This is a genomic window from Streptomyces telluris (genome assembly GCF_024519335.1).
Classification (GTDB): Bacteria; Actinomycetota; Actinomycetes; order Streptomycetales; family Streptomycetaceae; genus Streptomyces; species Streptomyces telluris.
Genome location: NZ_JANIID010000002.1, coordinates 450,220 through 471,292, shown reverse-complemented (window position 1 = coordinate 471,292; position 21,073 = coordinate 450,220). Strand labels below are relative to the sequence as shown.

Genomic DNA, 21,073 nt, shown 5'->3' with positions numbered 1-21,073 from the left:
CTCCGGCATGTTCCGGACGTACGGCTACAGCCCCTGCCAGGCCGGCTTCGCCGCGAACGTGGCGCGGAAGTAGTCCGCCAGCTTCAGCTTGGACGCGGCCGCCTCGTCGACGACGACCGTCGCGTGGGGGTGGAGCTGCAGGGCCGAGGCCGGGACCAGCGCCGAGACCGGGCCCTCGACGGACGCCGCCACGGCGTCCGCCTTGCCCTCGCCGGTGGCCAGCAGCACCAGGTGGCGGGCCTCCAGGATGGTGCCGATGCCCTGGGTGATGACGTGGTGGGGCACCTGGTCGATGTCGCCGTCGAAGAAGCGCGCGTTGTCGACGCGGGTCTGCTCGGTCAGCGTCTTGATCCGGGTGCGGGAGGCCAGGGAGGAGCACGGCTCGTTGAAGCCGATGTGCCCGTCGGTGCCGATGCCCAGCAGCTGGAGGTCCACCCCGCCGGCCGCGGGCAGCGCGCGGTCGTACTCCTCGCAGGCGGCCTGGACGTCCTCGGCGGTGCCGTCGGGGCCCATGAAGGACGCCTCGGTCAGGCCGAGCGGCTCGACGACCTCGCGCAGCACCACCGAGCGGTAGGACTCGGGGTGGTCGGCGGGCAGGCCGACGTACTCGTCGAGCTGGCAGACACGGGCGCGCGAGGCGTCCACCGCACCGGAGCGGACCTTGGCGGACAGGGCCTCGTACACGGGCAGCGGCGTCGAGCCGGTGGCCACGCCGAGCAGGGCGTCGGGCTTGCGGCGCAGGAGGGCGGCCATGGCCTCCGCGATGAGTTCGCCGCCTGCCTTGGCGTCCGGGACGATGACAACTTCCACGCTGGGGCCTGCCGATCTTAAAGAGTGGAGCGGATCGTGTGTGGTATAGACCAATCTAACAGAGGGATCCGCAAGGGGGAGCCTCTCCGGGCCCGCTTCCGGCTGGCGGGTGCGGCCCGCCCCGTGGTCGACTGAGAGGGCCCCGGCGCCGCGCGGCGGGCCGCCGGACCGCGACCCCGCAGCCCCCGCCCGGGAGGTAACCGGACATGAGCGCCCCGACCCCCGCCCACCACAGCGAGCAGCCGGGCGGGATCATGTCCGGCGAGATGGCGGAGCAGCCGACCGTCCTGCGCCGCATCCTCGACGAGGGCGCCCCCCTCATCGCCGAAACCGCCCGGCTCATCGCCGCTCGCCGGCCGCGCTTCGTGCTCCTCACCGCCCGCGGCACCTCCGACAACGCCGCCCTCTACGCCAAGTACCTCCTCGAAGTGCAGCTCGGGAAGCCCTGCGGTCTGACCTCGATGTCGACCATCACGACCTACGGCGCCCGGCCCGATCTGACGGACGTGCTCGCCGTGACCGTCAGCCAGTCCGGCGGCTCCCCGGACCTCGTCGCCTCCACCAAGGCCGCCCGCGAGGCCGGGGCGGTCACCCTCGCGGTGACCAACAACGCCGACTCCCCGCTCGCCGCCGTCTCCGAGCACCACATCGGCATCCTGGCCGGCCCCGAGCGCGCCCTGCCCGCCACCAAGACCTACACCGCCTCCCTGCTGACCCTCTACCTCTTCGTCCAGGGACTGCGCCCCGGCGGGGGAGACGGCACGGCCGCGGCCGCCGCGCTGCCGGACCTCGCCCGGCTCATCCTCGACCGCGGCGCCGAGGTCAGGCAGCTCGCCGCCCGCTACCGCTTCGCCGAGCGGATGGTCCTCACCTCCCGCGGCTACGGCTACCCGACCGCCAAGGAGGCGGCGCTGAAGCTGATGGAGACCAGCTACATCCCCGCCCTGTCCTACTCGGGCGCCGATCTGCTGCACGGCCCGCTCGCCATGGTCGACAACATCTCGCCCGTCATCGCCATCGTCACCGAGGGCCGCGGCGGCGCGGCCCTGCAGCCGGTGCTCGAACGGCTGCGCGGCCGGGGCGCGGACCTCATGATCGTCGGCACCGAGGCGGAGGTGGCCCGGGCGACGACCGGATTCGCCCTCCCCACGGCCGGCGTGCCCGAGGAGCTGCAGCCCGTCCTGGAGATCCTGCCGCTGCAGATGCTGGCCTACGAGATCACCGTCGCCCGCGGCCAGGACCCGGACGCACCCCGGGCCCTCGCCAAGGTCACCGAGACCCGCTGACGGGACACCGCCCCGGCGGCCGCGGACCCCCGTCCCGCGGCCGCCGCCCGGAAGGGGTCATGGCCGCGCCGTGCGTCAGAGCAGCGCGCCGCCCGTGGCGTCTATCCACTGCCCCGTCACCCACCGGCTGTCGTCCGAGGCGAGGAAGGCCACGATGTCGGCGACATCGCGCGCCTCGCCCACCCGGTTGAAGGGAGACAGGGCGGCGACGCCCGCCCGCACCTCCGCGCCGCTGTTCAGCCAGGCGGCGTTCATGTCGGTGTCGATCACGCCCGGCGCCACGGCGTTGACCGTGATGCCGCGCTCACCCAGCTGCTTGGCCAGCACCGAGGTGAAGGCGTCCACCGCGCCCTTCGTCATGATGTAGGCGATCAGCTGGGGCATCGCCGCGCCGTGGGTCAGCCCCGTGGAGACGTTGACGATGCGCCCGCCGTCGCGCAGGCGGTCCAGGCCGAGGCGGGTGATGAAGAACGGCGCCTTCGTATTGACGGCGAAGACCTGGTCGAAGCCCTCCTCGGTCACCTCGCCGATCGGCACGCGCGCGCCGTCGGTGCCCGCGTTGTTCACCAGGATGTCCAGGCCGTCCGCCCGCTCGTCGAAAGCGGCCCACAGGGCCTCGGCGTCCCCGGGCACCCCCAGCTCCGCCCGGATCGCGAAGGCCTCGCCGCCCGCCTCCTCGATCGCCTTGACCGTCTGCTCGGCAGAAGCGACATCCCGCCCGTAGTGCACGGCGACGCGGGCTCCTTCCCTGGCCAGTCGCTCCGAGATGCCCCGCCCGATGCCCCGGCTGCCACCCGTGACCAGTGCCGTCCTGCCCGTGAGCGTGCCCATGGCCGCGCCCCCCTCTTTCTTTAGTGAGTGCTACAGAAAGAACGTAGCACAGGTTTTTTAGCGAGCGCTATAGAATGGGAGCCATGGCGACCAAACAGCGGGGCAGGCCTCGGTCCTTCGACCGTGAGACGGCCCTGGAGCAGGCGATGAAGGCCTTCTGGGAGCGCGGCTACGAGGCCGTGTCCATCTCCGACCTCACCCGCGCCATGGACATCAAGGCGCCCAGCCTCTACGCGGCGTTCGGCGACAAGCGCAGCCTGTTCGAGGAGGCGATCGAGGCCTACGTGCGCAACTACGGCGTCTTCACGGCGAAGATCCTGGCCGAGGCGCCGACCGCCCGCAGTGCGGCGGGCCGCCTCCTGCACGAGGCCGCGACGGCCCACACCCTTCCCGGCCTGCCGCGCGGCTGCATGATCATCAGTGCCGCCACGAACTGCACCGAGCAGTCCGCCGAGGTGGTCGCGGCGCTCCAGGAGCGGCGCAACAAGGGCATCGCGTTCATCGAGAGCCGCATCGCCGCCGATGTCGCCGCGGGAGTCCTGCCGGCGGACACCGACGCGCACCACCTCGCCGTCTATACGGGTGCCGTCCTGCAGGGCATGTCGCAGCAGGCGCGGGACGGCGCGGACCGCGCCACCCTGGAGGCGGTCGCCGGCGTCGCGATGCGGGCGTGGCCGCGGGAGTGCGCGGGGGAGACGGGCCCCGGAGAGGTCACTTCGGGCCGCGGCGCCTGACCGGGACCCTCGACCCGGCCGGCACCGCAGCCCGGAGCCGTATCGGCCCGCCGGGGCGCGGGGCGTGCGGACCCCGCGGCCGGAGTGGGCCGACTGGAGGCCGTGGCGCGATCAGGGCAGAGAGCGCCGGGCCTCGCTCCGTCCTCCTGTGCGGGGAGGGCGGAAGCTTTTGCCCGCTCATTGTGGACTAGACCATTCTTCCGTGTCCATGGTTTCTCCCGCCCGGGTTTCCCCGGGTATCCGCCGCCGTCCGCGCGGCCCCGCGGCCCCCGGGCGGGCACGGGATGCGCGCCCCGGCCCCGGGTAGGCTCACCACTGTGCCCTCCATGAACGACCTCGTACGTCAGCACACGGCCCTCTGCGACTCCGACCTGGAGTGGCTGCACTTGCTGGTCTCGGAGTGGCAGCTGCTCTCCGACCTGTCCTTCGCCGACCTCGTCCTGTGGGTGCCCACGCTCGACGGCACCCGCTATGTGTCGGTCGCGCAGATGCGGCCCAACACCGGCCCCACCTCCTACCAGAACGACATGGTCGGCCACCTCGTGCCGCGCGGCCGCCGCCCCATGCTGGACGCCGCCCTCGACGAGGGCCGGATCGTCCGCGAGGGCGACCCGGAGTGGCGCGAGGAGGTCCCGGTCCGCGTCGAGTCCATCCCCGTCCGCCGTGACGGCCGGGTGCTCGGCGTCATCGCCCGCAACACGAACCTGCTGACGGTGCGCACCCCGAGCCGGCTGGAGCTCACCTACCTCCAGAGCGCCTCGGACCTCGCCCAGATGATCGCCAACGGCGCGTTCCCCTTCCCCGGTCAACAAGTCGACATGGACGCCTCGCCGCGCGCCGGCGACGGGCTCATCAGGCTGGACGCCGACGGCATTGTGCAGTACGCGAGCCCGAACGCCCTCTCCGCCTACCACCGCCTCGGCCTCGCCGCCGACCTCGTGGGGCATCATCTGGGCGAGACCACCGCTCAGTTGGCGCCCTCGCGCGGCCCGGTGGACGAGTCGCTCGCCAAGCTGGCCAGCGGCTGGGCTCCGCGCGAGTTCGAGGTGGAGGGCAACGACGGAGTCATCCAGCTCCGGGCGATTCCCCTCAAACCCAAGGGAAATCACATTGGTTCGCTCGTCCTGCTACGCGACGTCACCGAACTGCGACGCCGCGAGCGAGAGTTGATCACCAAGGACGCGACCATCCGGGAGATTCACCACCGGGTGAAGAACAATCTGCAGACCGTAGCGGCCCTGCTGCGGCTCCAGGCCCGCAGGATCGGTTCGGCCGAGGGGCGCGAGGCGCTGGAGGAGGCCGTCCGCCGGGTCGGCTCGATCGCCATCGTCCACGAGACGCTCTCGCAGAACCTGGACGAGCGGGTCGAATTCGACGAGATCGCCGACCGGGTGCTGGCGATGGTCGCGGAGATCTCGCCCGGCCGGGTCGCCGGGCGGCGCACGGGCCGCTTCGGGATCCTCGACGCCGAGGTGGCCACCCCGCTGTCGATGGTGCTGACCGAGCTGCTGCAGAACGCCATGGAGCACGGGTTCGGGCCGGGGGAGCGGGGCACGGTGGAGGTCACCGCCATGCGCAGCGGCACCCGGCGCGACGCCCGCCTGCTGATCTCGGTGCAGGACGACGGCCGCGGGCTGCCCGAGGGCTTCGACCCGCAGCGCGCCGGCAACCTGGGCCTGCAGATCGTCCGCACCCTCGTCGAGGGCGAGATGGGCGGGACGTTCGACATGGTGCCCGCTTCCGGGCAGGGAACGAGGGTCGTCCTCGACATTCCGGTACGGGCGGAGAAGGGCTGACCCCGCGCGGCACGCAGGCACGCAGGCACGACGCTCCGAGCGCACCGCACCGCACCCGGAACAGCACAGAGCCCCGGACCATCAGGTCCGGGGCTCGGAGCTCACGTGATGTGGGGCGCCCCCAGGCGAAGCTCGGGGGGAGCGTCAGGGGGTACTGCGCGCTGCGGCTCGGGGGCCGAGGGGCGTCGTCAGGCGGTGGCGTTGCGCGCCCGGTTGCGAGCGGCGCGGCGCTTCATGGCGCGGCGCTCGTCCTCGCTGAGGCCACCCCAGACGCCGGAGTCCTGGCCGGACTCGAGCGCCCACTGCAGGCACTGCTCCATCACGGGGCAGCGGCGGCAGACGGCCTTGGCTTCCTCGATCTGCAGCAGCGCAGGACCGGTGTTGCCGATGGGGAAGAAGAGCTCGGGGTCTTCCTCGCGGCAAACGGCGTTGTGACGCCAGTCCATGGCTGCTCCATCTCCTCGTTATTGCGGCTACGTTGCTTGTGAATGTGAACGCTTTCACGAATCCCTCCGCAGGGGAAGGGCCGACGCCCAGTCGTGAAACTGGTGCGGTCCATCAAGGAAAGGGAGGGGTTCGGGCTGTATCGGAAGGCCGGAAGAGCGGACGTCCCGATCGCCATGAAGAGATTCGCAAACCTCGGCGGCGGATACAACCCCTTCTGGAAAGTTTTTTTTGATTCCTCGGTGTCGGCTAGGTCACAGCCGTACTTCCAGGGGGTGGAACCCAGTCTAAACGTTCGAGTGGAAGGACTTTAGGCCCTGGCACTCACACAATCACACGCAGTGCACGGCGAACGCCTGTGAACGTCACGCTGCTCCGCACCCCCAGGTGGTCACCGTCCATCTGGAACGGCAGTGGAACCTGCGAATGCAAGGTGAACTGCGTCTGGTCGTGCAAGGACACGGTGTGCTTGCCCCGGGGTCCCCGCTCGGGCGTGGACATGAGCAGCTGGGTGGCGTAGCGGCCGGCCGCCGTCGTCGACAGCTTGGTGAATCCCAGCACGTCAAGGGCGGTGTCGAAGGACGCCTGCGGCGACGCGTAGACCGGACGGTTGTTGAGGTACGTCCACGGCGCCGTGTTGCAGATTATCGACATGACGAGATTCTCGAGTGGCTCCTCGCCCGGCCGTTCGAGGGTGATCGTGCCGCGCCGGCGGTGGGTCTCCCCGACGAATTGACGCATCACCTGTCGCGCGTACAGCGCAGGTGTCGACCGCTTGCCGCGCTCGCGCTGCTGCTCCACCCGGCCGATGACGCCCGCGTCGAAGCCGAAGCCCGCGCAGAAGGTGAACCAGCGGGACGGGACCCCCTCGTCCTCGGTGCCGGGCGTGCCGCCCGCGAGGCCGAGGCCGACCGTGCGCTCGGTCCCGTCGCGCAGGGCGTCCAGCAGGGCGCCGGTCGCCTCCACGACGTCGTTGGGCAGGCCCAGGGCGCGGGCGAAGACGTTGGTGGAGCCGCCGGGCACCACGGCGAGCCGGGGCAGGTTCTCGGGATCGGGGCCGTCGTGCAGGAGGCCGTTGACGACCTCGTTGACCGTGCCGTCGCCGCCGAGCGCCACCACCAGACCGGTGTTCCCGCTCTCGGCCGCCTGGCGGGCAAGATCGCGGGCATGGCCCCTGTACTCCGTGGTGGCGACCTCCAGCTTGAGATCGCTGGCGAGCGCGTGGACCAGGACATCACGGGTACGGGCACTGGTGGTGGTGGCCGAGGGGTTGACCACGAGAAGCGCACGCATGCGCGCCAGCCTACCTACCTGTCGGTACACGATCGGCCCCGGCCCGCCTTCGGCCCCCCTCGGATCGTCGGCCGTACGGCTACCCTGCTGGGGTGAGCAGCAAGCAGTCCGCGCCGAAAAACGCCCGTAAGAGCGGCCCCGCCGGCCCCCGGCAGCAGCCCGCCGGGGCCCCCGCCCCCACCGGGCCCCGCCCGGCCCGGCTGACGGCCGCGGCCGTGCTGACCGGCCTGGAGGGCGTCGCGCTCGCCGCCGCCGGCATCTACATGCTGGCCATGGGCCTGCTCGGCAAGCCGGACAGCCCCCAGCAGGCCGAGACGGGCGGCCTGACCGTCCTCGCGCTGGCCGTGCTGCCGCTGGTGGCCGCGCGCGGGCTGTGGCTGCGCCGCCGGTGGAGCCGCGGGCCCGCCATGATCACGCAGATCATGGCGCTGCCGGTGGCCTGGACGCTGTACGTCGCCGGGGGCGCCATGGTCGCCGCCGCGGTGGCGCTGGTCCTGGTGGCCCTGGGCACGCTCGCGCTCCTGGTCAACCCGACGGCCACGGAGGCGCTGGGAATCGGCCCGCGGGAGTGAGCACCGGGGCCCGGCCGGGACGCCCCGGACCCCGGCCCCCGGACTCCTCCGGCCGACGCCGGGGTACTCCCGGCAGCAGGGCCGGTGAAGGAACCGCTACTCCTCGATCAGCAGCCTGTCCCGCAGCTGCGCGAGCGTCCTCGCCAGCAGCCGTGACACGTGCATCTGCGAGATCCCGACCTCCTGGGCGATCTGCGACTGGGTCATGTTGCCGAAGAAGCGCAGCAGCAGGATCTTCTTCTCCCGCGGCGGCAGGTCCTCCAGCAGCGGCTTGAGGGACTCGCGGTACTCGACGCCCTCCAGCGCCTCGTCCTCCGCGCCGAGGGTGTCCGCGACCGCCGGGGACTCGTCGTCCGTGTCGGGCACGTCCAGGGAGAGGGTGCTGTAGGCGTTGGCGGACTCCAGCCCCTCCAGCACCTCCTCCTCGGAGATCCCCAGGTGCTCGGCCAGCTCGTGGACGGTGGGCGCGCGGCCGTGCCGCTGGGAGAGCTCGGCGGTGGCCGTGGTCAGGGCCAGCCGCAGCTCCTGCAGCCGGCGCGGGACGCGGACCGCCCAGCCCTTGTCACGGAAGTGCCGCTTGATCTCCCCGACGACCGTGGGGGTCGCGTACGTGGAGAACTCGACGCCGCGGTCCGGATCGAACCGGTCCACCGACTTGATCAGGCCGATGGTGGCGACCTGGGTCAGGTCGTCCAGCGGCTCCCCGCGGTTGCGGAAGCGCCGGGCCAGGTGCTCCACCAGCGGCAGGTGCATCCGCACCAGGTGGTTGCGCAGCTCGGCCCGCTCGGGCGAACCGTCCGGCAGCGCCCGCAGCTCGATGAACAGGGCCCGGGCGCCACTGCGGTCCTGCGCGGTGGAGTGCCGGTGCTGGTGCTGGTCCATGTGGTCCGCCCGCTCTGGTGGGTCGCTCGCCTCGTCCGGCGCGGGATTCGCAGGATCGCCCGGCAGCTGTCGGGCAGGCTGCTGCGGGATGGCCGGGGTACGCACCCCCCGCGACGATGCAGTACTCACGGAGCCCCCTCTTCCGTCACGGCTGTCCGGGGCCGGCGCCGCGCTTCTTGTGCAGGCTGATGCTGACCGTACGGTCGTCGGCGACGGTCGAGTCGACCTCACCGGCCAGGGCGGAGAGCACCGTCCAGGCGAAGGTGTCGCGCTCGGGTGCGCGGCCGTCGGTGGTGGGCGCCGAGACGGTCACCCGCAGCGCATCGCCCACCAGGCGGAAGACGCAGCTGAGGACGGAGCCGGGCACGGCTTGTTGCAGAAGGATCGCGCACGCCTCGTCCACCGCGATGCGCAAGTCCTCGATCTCGTCGAGGGTGAAGTCCAAGCGGGCCGCGAGACCGGCTGTCGCCGTCCGCAGCACCGACAGGTAGGCACCCGCAGCGGGCAGCCGGACTTCCACGAAGTCCTGGGTCCCGGGCTCGCCTGCGATTGGGGACACCCTCACCTCCAAGGTGGCACAAGCTTCTTGAGCTGTTACGAGCGCCGGCCCCCGCCCTCGGCCGCCCTTCGGTCGAAGGTCGCTCGCGGGCCGGTGCGGCACATGGTTCGGCTGCGACGCTATCGCGATCTGCGGTTCCGTGGAGCAGCCCCGCGACTGTCACTCATGGTAAACCCATGAGCACGGACAGTGGCTAGGGGCTTGCGGTCCCAAATCGAAAGAGCTGTCGCCTAGTTGGGATTTTCGTCACTCTGCGCGAGCGCCGCAAGGGTGCGGAGGGGTTCTCCGGACAAGCGGTAGGTGGTCCATTCGTCCATGGGTTCGGCCCCGAGGGATTTGTAGAACCCGATCGAGGGCGTGTTCCAGTCCAGCACTGACCATTCGAAACGCTGGTAGCCGCGGTCCGTGCAGATCCGGGCCAGGGTCGCGAGGAGCGCCTTGCCGTATCCGCCGCCGCGCGCCTCGGGGCGGACGTAGAGATCCTCCAGCCAGACACCGTGCGTGCCCGTCCAGGTGGAGAAGTTGCGGAACCAGATCGCGAAGCCGACCGGCTCCGCCGCCCCGTGCGCATCACCGCCCACAGATCCGTCACTCTCCGCTATCAGGGCGAACGCCGCGGGATGCTCACCGAAGAACGCCTCGTGCAGCTGTTCCTCGGTCGCCCGGGCGTCCTCCACCGACCGTTCGTACGCCGCGAGTTCGCGGATCATCACATGGAGGGCGGGCACATCGGCGGACGTCGCGGCTCGGATCATGCGTGCATGCTAGCGGGCGCCGTCAGACCAGCCGCTGGTCCACGTAGCACCAGCGCCAGCTCTGGCCCGGCTCGTAGCTGCGCATCACCGCGTGCCCCGTCTCCCGGAAGTGGTCCGTGGCGTGCCGGTACGGCGAGGAGTCGCAGCATCCGACGTGGCCGCAGACCAGGCACAGCCGCAGTTGCACGGGGTGGCTGCCGGCCGCCTCGCACTCCGGGCACGTCGGGTGCGCGGCGGCGGGCTCGGGGCGCGGCAGCGCGGGAAGATGCTGGCACTCGCTCATGATTGCCAGATTAGATCGCACCGCCGAGGCGCGAGCGACCGCACCGTCGGCGCACCACCGCACCCACGAGGAGACAGGCCCGCACCGATGGACGTCATGCCACTGCTGATGCTGGTCGCGGGCGGTGCCGCCATCGCCGGCGCGGCGCGGCGCACCCCCGTGCCCGCGCCCCTGCTGCTCGTCGCCGCGGGCCTCGTCGCCTCCCAGATCCCCGGCGTGCCGGACTACACGCTCGACCCGCACATCGTGCTGCCCCTCCTGCTGCCGCCCCTGCTGCACACGGCCGCGCTCGACAGCTCCTACCTCGACCTGCGGGCCAACATCCGCCCCGTCGCGCTCCTGTCCGTCGGCTACGTCCTCTTCGCGACGCTCGCCGTCGGCTACGCGGCCTACCTGCTCGTGCCCGGGCTGCCGCCGACGGCCGCCCTCGTGCTCGGCGCCGTGATCGCCCCGCCCGACGCCGTCGCGGCCACCGCCATCGCCCGCCGCCTCGGCCTGCCCTCGCGCATCACCACGATCCTGCAGGGCGAGTCCCTCGTGAACGACGCGACCGCCATCACCGCCTACAAGGTGGCCCTCGCCGCCGCCGTCGGCGCCGGCGCGACCTGGGGTGAGGGCATCAGGGAGTTCGCCGTCGCCTCCCTCGGCGGCATCGGCGTCGGCCTGGCCCTCATGGTGCCGCTGCACTGGCTGCGCAAGCACCTGCGCGAACCGCTGCTGCAGAACACCCTCTCCCTGCTGATCCCCTTCGCCGCCTACGCCGCCGCCGAGGAGGTCCACGCCTCCGGGGTGCTCGCCGTCGTGGTCGTCGGCCTCTGGCTCGGACACCGCGCCTGGCAGGTCGACTTCGCCACCCGGCTGCAGGAGGCGGCCGTGTGGAAGATGGTCTCCTTCATCCTGGAATCCGCCGTCTTCGCGCTCATCGGACTGCAGCTGCCCGTGGTGCTGCGCGGCCTCGACACCTACGGAGCGGGGGCGGTCGCCTGGTACGCGGTCGCCGTCTTCTTCGCCGTCGTGGCCGCCCGCTTCGTCTGGGTCTACCCGGCGACGTTCCTGCCGCGCGCCCTGTCCGCGCGGATCCGCGAGCGGGAGACCGACACCACCTGGAAGAGCCCGCTCGTCGTCGGCTGGGCCGGCATGCGGGGCGTCGTCTCCCTCGCCATCGCCTTCTCCATCCCCCTCACCACGGACGCCGGGGAGGACTTTCCCCACCGCAACCTCGTCCTCTTCCTGACCTTCACGACCGTCATCGGCACCCTCGTCGTCCAGGGGCTCACCCTGCCCCCGCTGATCCGCATGCTGCGGCTGCCGGGGCGCGACAGCGCCGCGGAGACCCTCGCGGAGGCCCAGGCGCAGAACGAGGCCTCCCTCGCCGCGGAGCGCCGCCTCGACGAGCTGCTCGCCGACGAGCGCAACGCCCTTCCCGAGCCGCTCGCCGACCGGCTCCGCGTCGTCATGGAGCGGCGTCGCAATGCCGTGTGGGAGCGGCTCGGGACGGTCAGTGCGGTCACCGGGGAATCGGCCGACGACATCTACCGGCGGCTCGCCCGGGAGATGATCGGGGCCGAGCGGGAGGTGTTCGTCGCGCTGCGGGATCAGCGGCGGATCGACGACGAGATGCTGCGTACGTTGCTGCGGCGCCTGGACCTCGAGGAGGCCGCCGCGTATCGCGAGGGGGAGGCGGGCTGACCCGGCTCAGGGCGCCGGAGGCGCAGGCTCCGGGCCACCGCTGCCCGTGATCACCGCCGCCACCGTCGTTCCCCTCGGGAACGCGCCCTCCTCCGTCAGCGTCGTCAGGCCGTACAGCATCTTCGCCACGTACAGCCGCTCCAGGGGCAGGCCGTGGCGGGCGGCGAAGTCGTCGGCGAAGGCGTCCAGCGCGGGGGACGTCCTGGCGTAGCCGCCGCAGTGGAAGCGTTCGTCCAGCCGCCACGTCCCGCGCCGCCCGCCGTAGGCCTCGCCCTGCAGGCGCTCGATCTCCGCGCCCAGGAAGCCGCCCTTGAGCACGGGGAAGCCGATGGCCCGCTGCCCCTCGCCCAGCCCGGCGGCCAGGCCGGCGAGGGTGCCGCCCGTGCCGCACGCGACCCCGACGACGTCCGCCATCCCGCGCAGCTCCCGCCCGAGCTCCGCGCAGCCGAGCACGGCCGCCGCGTTGGAGCCGCCCTCGGGCACGACGAAGCAGTCGCCGCCCGCCTGTTCGGTCAGCCGGGCCAGCACCTCGGGCTCGGCCTTGCGGCGGTAGGTGGACCGGTCGAGGAACATCAGCCGCATGCCGGAGGCGGCGCAGTAGCGCAGCGACGGGTTCAGCGGGAGGTCGGCGAGCTCCTCGCCGCGCACGACGCCGACGGTGGCGAAGCCGAGCAGGCGGCCCGCCGCGGCGGTGGCCCGCAGGTGGTTGGAGTAGGCGCCGCCGAACGTCAGGAGGGTGTGCCGGCCCTCCTCCGCCGCGGCCCGCAGGTTGGGCGCGAGCTTGCGCCACTTGTTGCCGGGCAGCTCGGGGTGTATCAGGTCGTCCCGCTTGAGCAGCAGCCGTACGCCGTGCCGGGCGAACCGCTCGTCCGGGAGCTCCACGAGCGGGGACGGCAGCCGCGGCCGCAGGCCGGCGAGCCCGGCGCTGCCGGCGGCGGGGGGATGGCTGGTCACGCCCCCATTGTCGCGTGAGCGGGCGGGCGGGCCACGGGGAGCCTCACTTCAGCCGCTCACGGACCCGCTCGCGCAGCCACTCCATGGAGAAGCCGACGGGGTCGGACTTGCCGGGGCGCCACTCCAGGTGGCCGATGACGGACCGCTCGGTCCAGCCGTGGTGCCGGCAGATCGCGGCCGCCACCTGTTCGACGGCCAGCAGCTGGTCCTGCGGCCAGGGGTCCTCGCCGTCGCCGCGGTTGACGCACTCGAAGCCGTAGAAGTGGACGTTCCCGTCGGTGTCCGCCCACCGGACGGGCGGCAGCCGCTTCTCGGCGATCACGGCCTTGAGGACGTCCCCGTCGCCGCCCCCGGCGTGGTTGGCGCGCCCGCAGCCGACGAGGTGGATGGCGCCGTCCTTGGCGATGACCCCGTGGCACAGGGGGCCCGGCAGCTCGTCGTAGCCGTTCCAGCACAGGCGCACGGTGCTGTCGGTGCCCGACGTGGCGGAGTGGTGGATCATCACGCCGTTGACGGGGCCCCAGAGGCCGTGCCCGGCCCGGTTGTGGTTGCGCCAGCCGTCCACTTCGACGACGGTGGCGCCCTCGCGTCTGAGCGCGGCCAGGAACTCGTTCGCGGACATGGGTGGGGCCATGCCGCCCTCCCTCGGGTCGTCAGGTGGCGTACGCCGGTCGCGTAGGCCGAATGACCCCCTTGTACCCAAAAGTTCGCAGGTGGGCCGGGCGTTCGGATATCGTGCGAGCCGATCCGGCCGTTGGCCGAATATCCCACCGATCGCATCGTCGACAGCGTCGTCGACACGGAAGTACGGACCAAGGACTGTGGACTACCAGGCCGTCCTCGAAGAGGTCACCGCCTTCGCCCGCCCCCTCGTCGGCCGCGGTCAGGTCGCCGACTACATCCCCGCCCTCGCCGAAGTGGACGTCAACCAGTTCGGCATCGCCGTCGCCGACGTCGACGGCGGCGTCTACGGCACCGGGGACTGGGAGAAGCCCTTCTCCGTGCAGTCCATCTCCAAGGCCTTCAGCCTGGCGCTCGTGCTGGCCGAGGGTGGCGGGAAGATCTGGGACCGGGTCGGAACGGAACCGTCCGGAAATCCCTTCAACTCGCTGGTCCAACTCGAATACGAGAACGGCATCCCGCGCAATCCGTTCATCAACGCGGGCGCGCTCGTCGTCACCGACCGGCTGCAGACGCTCACCGGCGACGCCAGCACCACCATGCTGGAGTTCCTGCGCGCCGAGAGCGGCAACCCCGACCTGTCCTTCGACCCCGCCGTCGCCGCCTCCGAGACCGAGCACGGCGACCGCAACGCCGCCCTGGCCCACTTCATGGCCAGCTACGGCAACCTCGACAACCCCGTGCCCACCGTCCTGGAGCACTACTTCTGGCAGTGCTCCATCGAGATGAGCTGCCGCGACCTCGCCCGTGCGGGCAGCTTCCTGGCCCGGCACGGCCTGCGGGCCGACGGCTCGCGGCTGCTGCCGCGGCGCGAGGCGAAGCAGGTCAACGCCGTCATGCTCACGTGCGGCACGTACGACGCCGCCGGGGACTTCGCCTACCGCGTGGGGCTGCCCGGCAAGAGCGGTGTCGGGGGCGGCATCGTCGCCGTCATACCGGGCCGGTGCACGCTGTGCGTGTGGAGCCCGGGGCTCGACACGCGGGGCAACTCCGTTGCGGGGGTCGCTGCGCTGGACCACTTCACCACGTTGACCGGGTGGTCGGTGTTCTAGGCGGTGAGCCGTCGCCGGCCGCGGGCCGGTGGGGCTTGTCGCGCCCACGCGGCGGAGCCGCAGATCGTCACCGCCCCGCGCCCCTTACGGGGCGCATCCTTGCCCCGCGCCCCCTACGGGCAGCGGATGACCTGGCCCGCGTACGAGAGGTTGCCGCCGAAGCCGAAGAGCAGGACCGGCGCGCCCGACGGCACCTCCCCGCGCTCGACCAGCTTGGAGAGCGCGAGCGGGATGCTCGCGGCGGACGTGTTGCCGGACTCGGTGACGTCCGTCGCGACGACCGCGTTGACCGCCCCGAGCTTGCGCGCGACCGGCTCGATGATCCGCAGGTTGGCCTGGTGCAGGACGACCGCGGCCAGCTCCTCCGGCGCGACCCCGGCCCGCTCGCAGACCCGGCGGGCGATGGGCGGCAGCTGCGTGGTGGCCCAGCGGTAGACCGACTGGCCCTCCTGGGAGAAGCGGGACGGCGTGCCCTCGATCCGCACGGCGTGCCCCATGCCGGGCACCGAGCCCCACACCACGGGGCCGATCTCCGGTTCGGCCGAGGCCGTGACCACGGCGGCGCCCGCGCCGTCGCCGGTCAGGACGCACGTGGTCCGGTCGGTCCAGTCGGTCACCGAGGTGAACTTCTCCACGCCGACGACCAGGGCGTTCGTCGCCGCGCCGGCCCGGATGGCGTGGTCGGCGCTGGCCAGCGCGTGGGTGAAGCCGGAGCAGACGACGTTGACGTCCATGGTGGCGGGCGTGGCGAGGCCCAGGGCGGCCGCGACCCGGGCGGCCGTGTTCGGGCTGCGGTCGTCGGCCGTGCAGGTGGCGACGAGGACGAGGTCGATCTCCTCCGTCGCGAGCCCGCTGTTCGCCAGCGCCTTCCCGGCGGCCTCGGCCGCCATGTCGGCGACCGTCTCGTCGGGCGCGGCGACCCGGCGGGTGCGGATGCCGACGCGGGAGCGGATCCACTCGTCGCTGGTGTCGACCATGGCCGCCAGCTCGTCGTTGGTCAGCACCCGGGCGGGCTGGTAGTGGCCGAGGGCGAGGACGCGGGACCCGGTCATCGGCGGTTCCTCCTGCGAGGGCTGGCGGGGTGGTACGAAAGGGATGTGGGGGGAGAAGGTGTACGGGACGGGATGTACGAGACCAGAGTGGGGGATCGGCCTGCGGGCATCCAGTACGGAAGTCACAGTCTTGACGCTTGACGCCCGCAACCGGGTATGTGATCCGCCCAATGTTCTGCCGGGATAACTGGCACAACCCGCAGGGCCCGGCCGCTGGAGCGGCCGGGCCCTGTCCCCCCTGTGGTGATCTGTGACGTTGTCGGCCGTGGTGTTACCCACGGTGTCCCGGCGGTGGCGCGGCCGGTGCCGCTCGGTGCGGCGCCGGCCACGCTCCGGCGTCAGCGCAGCGAGAGCGCCTTGCGGATCGTCGTGAAGAGCTGCGTCTGGTCGGTGAGGCCGAGGACGTTCTCCGCCTGCGGGCCCTGGGCCGCGATGCGCACCTGGGTGCCGGTGTGCTCCTGCGCCTTGCCCGGCGTGTTCGTGGAGTAGTTCACCTTCAGCTTGCCGCCCTCGTCGGTGACCAGGGTCGAGGACAGGCCGGGCGGGGTGGCCTCCAGCGGGACGATCTGGCTGGTGTGGGCGTGGTCGGCGGTGGTGACGACCAGGGTGTCCGGGTGCTGTGCGGCGTAGTCGCGGGCGACCTTCACGGCGCGGTCGAGGGCCGCGGTCTCGCCGATCTGGCCGCACGGGTCGGCGGCGTGGTCGCGCTTGTCGATCGAGGCGCCCTCGACCTGCAGGAAGAAGCCCTTCTTGGAGCCCGCGCCCTTCTGCTTGGCCTCCAGGAGCTGCAGCGCCTTGCGGGTCTGGTTCTCCAGGCTCGGGGTGCCGGCCTTGCGCTCGGGGTTGCTCGTCACGCAGCGCTGCGGCTCGGTGCCGCCCCGGGCGGCGGCCTTGCCGGTCCACTCGACCGGCACGTTGCCGTCGGCGAAGAGGCCGAGGACGGGCTTGCCGGGCTTGGCGTTCTTCAGGCCCTTGTCGTCGGTGACGACCTGGTAGCCGAGCTGCTCGGCCTGCTGGGTGACGGTCCGGCCCGCGAAGCGGCCCTCGGTGACCTTCTGGTCGAAGCGGGCCTTGCCGCCGCCGAGGAGGACGTCCACCTTGTGGTTGACGCTCTGCTCGGCGATCGAGCCGGGGCCGCCCTTGGCGACGGTGTCGTTCGGGCAGGCCTTCATGTCGGCCGGGCCCGCGCAGCTGCGGTCGGTGGCGTGCGCGGCGAGGACGGCCGGGGTGGCGTCGGTCAGCTCGGCGGTGGTGACGCTGCCGGTGGCCAGGCCGTTCTTCTGGGCCAGCTCCAGGATGGTGGGCATCGCCTTGTCCGTGCCGGGCGTCTTGGATATCCGGCCGTTGACCGTCTTCCGCCCGGTGGCCCAGCCGGTGCCGCTGGCCGCGGAGTCGGTGACGTAGTCCGGCTTGCCGTCCTTGTCGACGGAGTACGTCGTGTACGCGCCGGTGAGCGGGAACTTGTCCATGTTCAGCCGGCCGGCCGCGCCCACGGTGTAGTCGCGGGCCAGGGTGATCTCCGAGTCGCCCATGCCGTCACCGATGAGCAGGATGACGTTCTTGGCCTTCTTCGCGCCGTGGCCCGCGCTGAGCGCGGGGACGTCCGAGCCGCCGCCCGCCTCGGACGCGGCGGCCACGGCCGGCACCGCGACGCCGGCGGCGAGCAGCGCGGCGGCGCCCCAGGCGAGACGGCGCCGGTACGGACGAGAACCCATGGTTTTTTCCTCCTCGCAGGCCGGGCGGGGATGCCCGGCCGAGAGGAAGCTCACCAGGGGCGGGTGTACCGGAAGAGTCGTACAGGTGTCCTGTGGTTCACCGGGGGTTGTCGGCCGGTTGATCACCGGTCCGCACGGCGTGGCCGTCCGCCTTCGCGGCCTGCCCGCCCGCCTGCTCGGCCGGTGCGTCCGCCTTCATGGCCCTGGCCTCGCTCTTGAGGATGCGCATCGACTTGCCGAGCGCGCGGGCGGTGTCCGGCAGCTTCCGCGACCCGAACAGGACGACCATCACGAGCACCACCACGAGGATGTGCCACGGCTCCAGGGCATTGCGCAGCATGGTCGGCGCACCTTTCTCTTCCGCTCTCTTCCGTAACCGTTGTGTTCACCATACTTGCCAGATTGCGCAACTGGACAACCAAAGTGGCTGCCCGGCCGTCTATCGGGGTGAGGCGGCAAGGGGCCGGGCACGCGGGGGGAATGGATGAGGGCTCGCAGATGAGTGGCAGCCGAGGGGGCGGGACGCATCACCGGGTGCGGACGGCGACGTTCGTCGCGATGGCGTTCGTGGTGCTGCTGACCGCCGGTGCCGGCTGGCTCTGGCTCCGGCTGAACGGCAACATCAGCACCTTCGACGCGGACGGGCTGTCCAAGAACCGCCCGGGCGCGGGGGTCGCCGGCCAGAACGTCCTGGTCATCGGCTCGGACTCGCGCGCCGGGGGCAACAGCGGCCTCGGCGGGGGCGAGGGCGACGTGGGCCGCTCGGACACCGCCTTCCTGCTGCACGTGTACCGCGACCGCGAGCACGCCATCGCCGTCTCGATCCCGCGGGACACGCTCGTGGACATCCCCCCGTGCCGGCGGCCCGACGGCAGCTGGACGTCCGGGCGGACGCGGGCGATGTTCAACTCGGCCTTCTCGGTGGGGGAGTCGGCGAAGGGCAACCCGGCCTGCACGCAGAACACCGTGGAGAAGCTCACCGGGTTGCGCGTCGACCACACCGTCGTCGTCGACTTCGAGGGCTTCTCCGCGATGACCTCCGCCGTCGGCGGGGTGGAAGTGTGCCTGCCCAAGGACGTCTACCAGGGCGACCTCGACCCGCACCGCGGCTCGCGCGGCGGGCTCCTGTTCGCCAAGGGGCAGCAGACCGTCTCCGGGCAGAAGGCCCTGGACTACGTGCGCGTGCGGCACGGCATCGGCGACGGCTCCGACATAGGCCGCATCCAGCGCCAGCAGGCCTTCCTCGCCGGGCTGATCAAGAAGGTGCGGGCGCAGGGCTTCAACCCCGCCGCGCTGCTGCCGCTGGCCGACGCCGCCACCCGGTCGATGACCGTCGACCCGGGGCTGGGCTCGGCGGACAAGCTGCTGTCCTTCGCGATGTCGCTCAAGGACATCGGCCTGCACGACATCAAGTTCATCACCGTCCCCTGGCGCTACGAGGGGGACCGCGTCGACATCGTCCGGCCCGAGGCCGACGCCCTGTGGGCCTCCCTGAAGGCCGACCGCACCATCGACGGCAAGGATGCGGGCGGCGACCGCTCCAAGGGCCGGCCGGCGGGTGGGGCCCAGGCGTCCCCGGCCCCGGCCTCGCGGGCCCCCGCCCCGCAGGAGCCGGTCTCGGGCGAGGGTGTGAGCGTGTCGGTCGCCAACGGCACCAGGGTGACCGGGCTCGCGGCGCGGGCCGCGGCCGCCCTCGAAAGGCACGGGTTCGCGGTCGACGGCACCGGCAACGCGGTGGTCCGCAACGCGGGCACCACCGTGATCGAGTTCGGTCCGGGGAGGGCGGCGGACGCGCGGACGGTCGCCCGGCTCTTCCCCGGGGCGTTCATCCGGGGCGTGGCGGCGGACGGGGTCACGGTGACGGTGGGCCGCGACTACGCGTCCGCGAGCGCCTCGGCGAGCGCCTCCGCCGGTGCATCCGGAAGCGCGTCCGGGAGCACCTCCGGCAGTGCTTCCCCGGGTGCGGCCGGGTCCGGCGGGTCGTCCGCGGAGCCCTCCGCCCCGGCCCCCGGGACCCTCTCCACCGACGTCGCCGCCACGGCCCGGTCGGCGGACGACGACCCCTGCGCGAACCTCTCGTACGGATGAGCCGGGGATGAGCCGGAGGAGGCGGGGGAACCCAATGCCTGATTAATCCGTTTTGGGAGTAAATTTCGCTGTAGGTAGGAACCCGACCGACCTCGATCCGAGGAGCAACGCCATGCCCGCCACCACCCGGGCGCTTCCCAGGCCGCTGCTGGCCCTGATCGCCGCCCTGATCGCCCTGGCCGGCTCGGCGCTGTACGCCCCCGCCCCTGCGCACGCCGCGACCGGCCTCGACACCGTCGCCGAGGCGCTGCGCGAGAACCCCGTCTACGTGGACCCGCGCGCGGCCGGGCAGCTGCCCGCGGCCGACGCCGAGGCCCTGGCCAAGAAGATCGAGGACGCCGGGAAACCGGTCTTCGTGGCCGTCCTGCCCGAGAGCCCCGAGTTCCCCAAGGCCACCGTCTTCCGGGACCTGCGCACCAAGGTCGGCATCGCCGGGGTCTACGCCATCCGGCTCGGCGACGACTTCAACGCCCACGCCGACTCCCGCGTCATGTCCCGCAACGCGATCGGCAACCTCGTCGGCTCCGTCCAGCGCTCCGGCGGCGACGCCACGACCATGCTCAACAGCTTCGTCGACCAGGCCGACCGGCAGGCCCGCGGCCGGGCCCCCGGCTCCTGGGACGGCGCGGAGTCCGGCGTCGGCACCGCGGGGCTGATCACCGGCGGCGCCGTCGTGGTCGCGGGCGGCGCGGGCGCGTACGCCCTCTACCGGCGCAACAAGCGCAAGCGCGAGGAGCGCGAGCGGGCCGAGCTCGACGCCCTGCGCGTCGTCGTCGACGAGGACATCACCGCCTTCGGCGAGGAGCTCGACCGGCTCGACTTCCACCCCTCCGAGCCCGGCGCCGACGACGCCATGCGGCGCGACTACGAGGAGGCCCTCGACGCCTACGAGGAGGCCAAGTCGAAGATGGCCGCCGCGGCGCACCCCGAGGACGTCACCGCCGTCACCGCCACCCTCGACAAGGGCCGCTTCGCCCTCGCCACCCTCGCCGCCCGCCGCAGCGGCGCCCCCCTGCCCGAACGCCGCGTGCCCTGCTTCTTCGACCCGCGCCACGGGCCGTCCGTCCAGGACGTCGAATGGGCGCCCCCGGGCGGCGCGCCGCGCACCGTGCCCGCCTGCGCGGCCGACGCGGCCAGGGTGGCCGACGGCCAGGAGCCCCTGTCCCGCACCGTCGACACCGCCGACGGCCGCCAGCCCTACTGGAACGCGGGCCCCGCCTACGCCCCCTGGGCCGGCGGCTACTTCGGCGGCGGCCTCCTGCCCGGCCTCCTCGTCGGCACCATGCTGGGCGGCATGCTCTCCGGCCCCGCCTACGCCGCCCCCGCGGACGCCGGCCCCGATGGCGGCGACTACACCGGCAGCGACTTCAACTCCGACGACTTCGGCGGCGGCTGGGGCGGCGGAGGAGGCGGCGGCTTCGGCGGCGACGGCGGAGGGTTCGGCGGCGGGGACTGGTGACGGCCGCGCGCCCCGGACCCGGCCGGAGCCCCACCCGCGGCACGCCGCGGGGCCGCGGACCGGCCGCCTCCGGAGCAGAGCGGCCGGCCGCGGCCGGAGAGGGCGCGGACCGGCGGTCGGGCCCGGCCGGAGAAGCGA

The 21,073-nt window shown here is 72.6% G+C and carries 21 protein-coding genes; 8 read left to right on the top strand and 13 right to left on the bottom strand.

The features are described 5' to 3' along the window. Positions 1–24: 24 nt before the first annotated feature. Positions 25–810, bottom strand: a complete 786-nt coding sequence (nagB, locus tag NQU55_RS04150; protein WP_168094741.1) for a glucosamine-6-phosphate deaminase — start codon at positions 808–810, stop codon at positions 25–27. Positions 811–1,016: 206 nt separating this feature from the next. Here nagB and NQU55_RS04145 point away from each other — a divergent pair, with 206 nt between their 5' ends. Then, positions 1,017–2,096: an SIS domain-containing protein gene (locus tag NQU55_RS04145; RefSeq protein WP_256789738.1), complete on the top strand. Its 1,080-nt coding sequence runs from the start codon at positions 1,017–1,019 to the stop codon at positions 2,094–2,096. A 75-nt stretch (positions 2,097–2,171) separates the two neighbouring features. Here NQU55_RS04145 and NQU55_RS04140 read toward each other — a convergent pair whose 3' ends face one another. Next, positions 2,172–2,927, bottom strand: a complete 756-nt coding sequence (locus NQU55_RS04140) for an SDR family oxidoreductase (RefSeq protein WP_168096932.1) — start codon at positions 2,925–2,927, stop codon at positions 2,172–2,174. 83 nt (positions 2,928–3,010) lie between these two features. Between NQU55_RS04140 and NQU55_RS04135 the strand changes: the two genes are divergently transcribed. Next, the gene (locus NQU55_RS04135) at positions 3,011–3,661 is read left to right on the top strand and encodes a TetR/AcrR family transcriptional regulator (protein ID WP_168096931.1); all 651 of its coding nucleotides are present in this window, start codon (positions 3,011–3,013) and stop codon (positions 3,659–3,661) included. A 326-nt stretch (positions 3,662–3,987) separates the two neighbouring features. Further along, positions 3,988–5,457 carry a sensor histidine kinase gene (locus NQU55_RS04130; protein ID WP_168092922.1) on the top strand — a complete coding sequence of 490 codons (1,470 nt, stop codon included), beginning with the start codon at positions 3,988–3,990 and terminating at the stop codon, positions 5,455–5,457. Positions 5,458–5,645: 188 nt separating this feature from the next. Here NQU55_RS04130 and NQU55_RS04125 read toward each other — a convergent pair whose 3' ends face one another. Next, positions 5,646–5,903, bottom strand: a complete 258-nt coding sequence (locus NQU55_RS04125) for a WhiB family transcriptional regulator (protein ID WP_004937597.1) — start codon at positions 5,901–5,903, stop codon at positions 5,646–5,648. A 322-nt stretch (positions 5,904–6,225) separates the two neighbouring features. After that, entirely contained in the window at positions 6,226–7,194 is a 969-nt protein-coding gene (locus tag NQU55_RS04120; protein WP_168092923.1) for a diacylglycerol/lipid kinase family protein, read from the bottom strand. Positions 7,195–7,286: 92 nt separating this feature from the next. On the opposite strand from NQU55_RS04120, the gene NQU55_RS04115 reads away from it, so the two are divergent. Then, positions 7,287–7,766: a hypothetical protein gene (locus NQU55_RS04115; RefSeq protein WP_168092924.1), complete on the top strand. Its 480-nt coding sequence runs from the start codon at positions 7,287–7,289 to the stop codon at positions 7,764–7,766. 96 nt (positions 7,767–7,862) lie between these two features. Here NQU55_RS04115 and NQU55_RS04110 read toward each other — a convergent pair whose 3' ends face one another. From NQU55_RS04110 to NQU55_RS04095, 4 genes are all read right to left on the bottom strand, one after another. Continuing rightward, positions 7,863–8,753 (bottom strand): RNA polymerase sigma factor SigF, encoded by an 891-nt coding sequence (locus NQU55_RS04110; RefSeq protein WP_058046202.1) that lies wholly within the window; start codon positions 8,751–8,753, stop codon positions 7,863–7,865. Positions 8,754–8,793: 40 nt separating this feature from the next. After that, positions 8,794–9,207 carry an ATP-binding protein gene (locus tag NQU55_RS04105; protein WP_030366270.1) on the bottom strand — a complete coding sequence of 138 codons (414 nt, stop codon included), beginning with the start codon at positions 9,205–9,207 and terminating at the stop codon, positions 8,794–8,796. Positions 9,208–9,437: 230 nt separating this feature from the next. Beyond that, entirely contained in the window at positions 9,438–9,962 is a 525-nt protein-coding gene (locus NQU55_RS04100; protein WP_168092925.1) for a GNAT family N-acetyltransferase, read from the bottom strand. A 22-nt stretch (positions 9,963–9,984) separates the two neighbouring features. Then, the gene (locus NQU55_RS04095; RefSeq protein WP_168092926.1) at positions 9,985–10,245 is read right to left on the bottom strand and encodes a UBP-type zinc finger domain-containing protein; all 261 of its coding nucleotides are present in this window, start codon (positions 10,243–10,245) and stop codon (positions 9,985–9,987) included. Between the two features lie 87 nt (positions 10,246–10,332). Here NQU55_RS04095 and NQU55_RS04090 point away from each other — a divergent pair, with 87 nt between their 5' ends. Continuing rightward, positions 10,333–11,934 carry a Na+/H+ antiporter gene (locus tag NQU55_RS04090; RefSeq protein WP_168092927.1) on the top strand — a complete coding sequence of 534 codons (1,602 nt, stop codon included), beginning with the start codon at positions 10,333–10,335 and terminating at the stop codon, positions 11,932–11,934. A 6-nt stretch (positions 11,935–11,940) separates the two neighbouring features. Here the strand turns inward: NQU55_RS04090 and NQU55_RS04085 are convergent, their stop codons facing one another. Next, positions 11,941–12,888, bottom strand: a complete 948-nt coding sequence (locus NQU55_RS04085; protein WP_168092928.1) for a 1-aminocyclopropane-1-carboxylate deaminase/D-cysteine desulfhydrase — start codon at positions 12,886–12,888, stop codon at positions 11,941–11,943. A 43-nt stretch (positions 12,889–12,931) separates the two neighbouring features. Then, on the bottom strand, positions 12,932–13,522 hold the full coding sequence (locus NQU55_RS04080; protein ID WP_168092929.1) for an N-acetylmuramoyl-L-alanine amidase: 591 nt from the start codon (positions 13,520–13,522) through the stop codon (positions 12,932–12,934). A 187-nt stretch (positions 13,523–13,709) separates the two neighbouring features. On the opposite strand from NQU55_RS04080, the gene NQU55_RS04075 reads away from it, so the two are divergent. Further along, positions 13,710–14,621, top strand: a complete 912-nt coding sequence (locus tag NQU55_RS04075; protein WP_168092930.1) for a glutaminase — start codon at positions 13,710–13,712, stop codon at positions 14,619–14,621. 113 nt (positions 14,622–14,734) lie between these two features. On the opposite strand, the gene NQU55_RS04070 is transcribed toward NQU55_RS04075, so the two are convergent. The 3 genes from NQU55_RS04070 to tatA form a co-directional block, all read right to left on the bottom strand. Beyond that, on the bottom strand, positions 14,735–15,673 hold the full coding sequence (locus NQU55_RS04070; RefSeq protein ID WP_168092931.1) for a beta-ketoacyl-ACP synthase III: 939 nt from the start codon (positions 15,671–15,673) through the stop codon (positions 14,735–14,737). 338 nt (positions 15,674–16,011) lie between these two features. Continuing rightward, positions 16,012–17,388, bottom strand: a complete 1,377-nt coding sequence (locus tag NQU55_RS04065) for an alkaline phosphatase (RefSeq protein ID WP_168092932.1) — start codon at positions 17,386–17,388, stop codon at positions 16,012–16,014. 97 nt (positions 17,389–17,485) lie between these two features. After that, entirely contained in the window at positions 17,486–17,728 is a 243-nt protein-coding gene (tatA, locus tag NQU55_RS04060) for a Sec-independent protein translocase subunit TatA (protein ID WP_168092933.1), read from the bottom strand. A 158-nt stretch (positions 17,729–17,886) separates the two neighbouring features. Between tatA and NQU55_RS04055 the strand changes: the two genes are divergently transcribed. Both NQU55_RS04055 and NQU55_RS04050 read left to right on the top strand, forming a co-directional pair. After that, positions 17,887–19,476 (top strand): LCP family protein, encoded by a 1,590-nt coding sequence (locus NQU55_RS04055; protein WP_168092934.1) that lies wholly within the window; start codon positions 17,887–17,889, stop codon positions 19,474–19,476. Positions 19,477–19,588: 112 nt separating this feature from the next. Continuing rightward, positions 19,589–20,935: a hypothetical protein gene (locus NQU55_RS04050; protein WP_168092935.1), complete on the top strand. Its 1,347-nt coding sequence runs from the start codon at positions 19,589–19,591 to the stop codon at positions 20,933–20,935. Positions 20,936–21,073 lie beyond the last annotated feature (138 nt).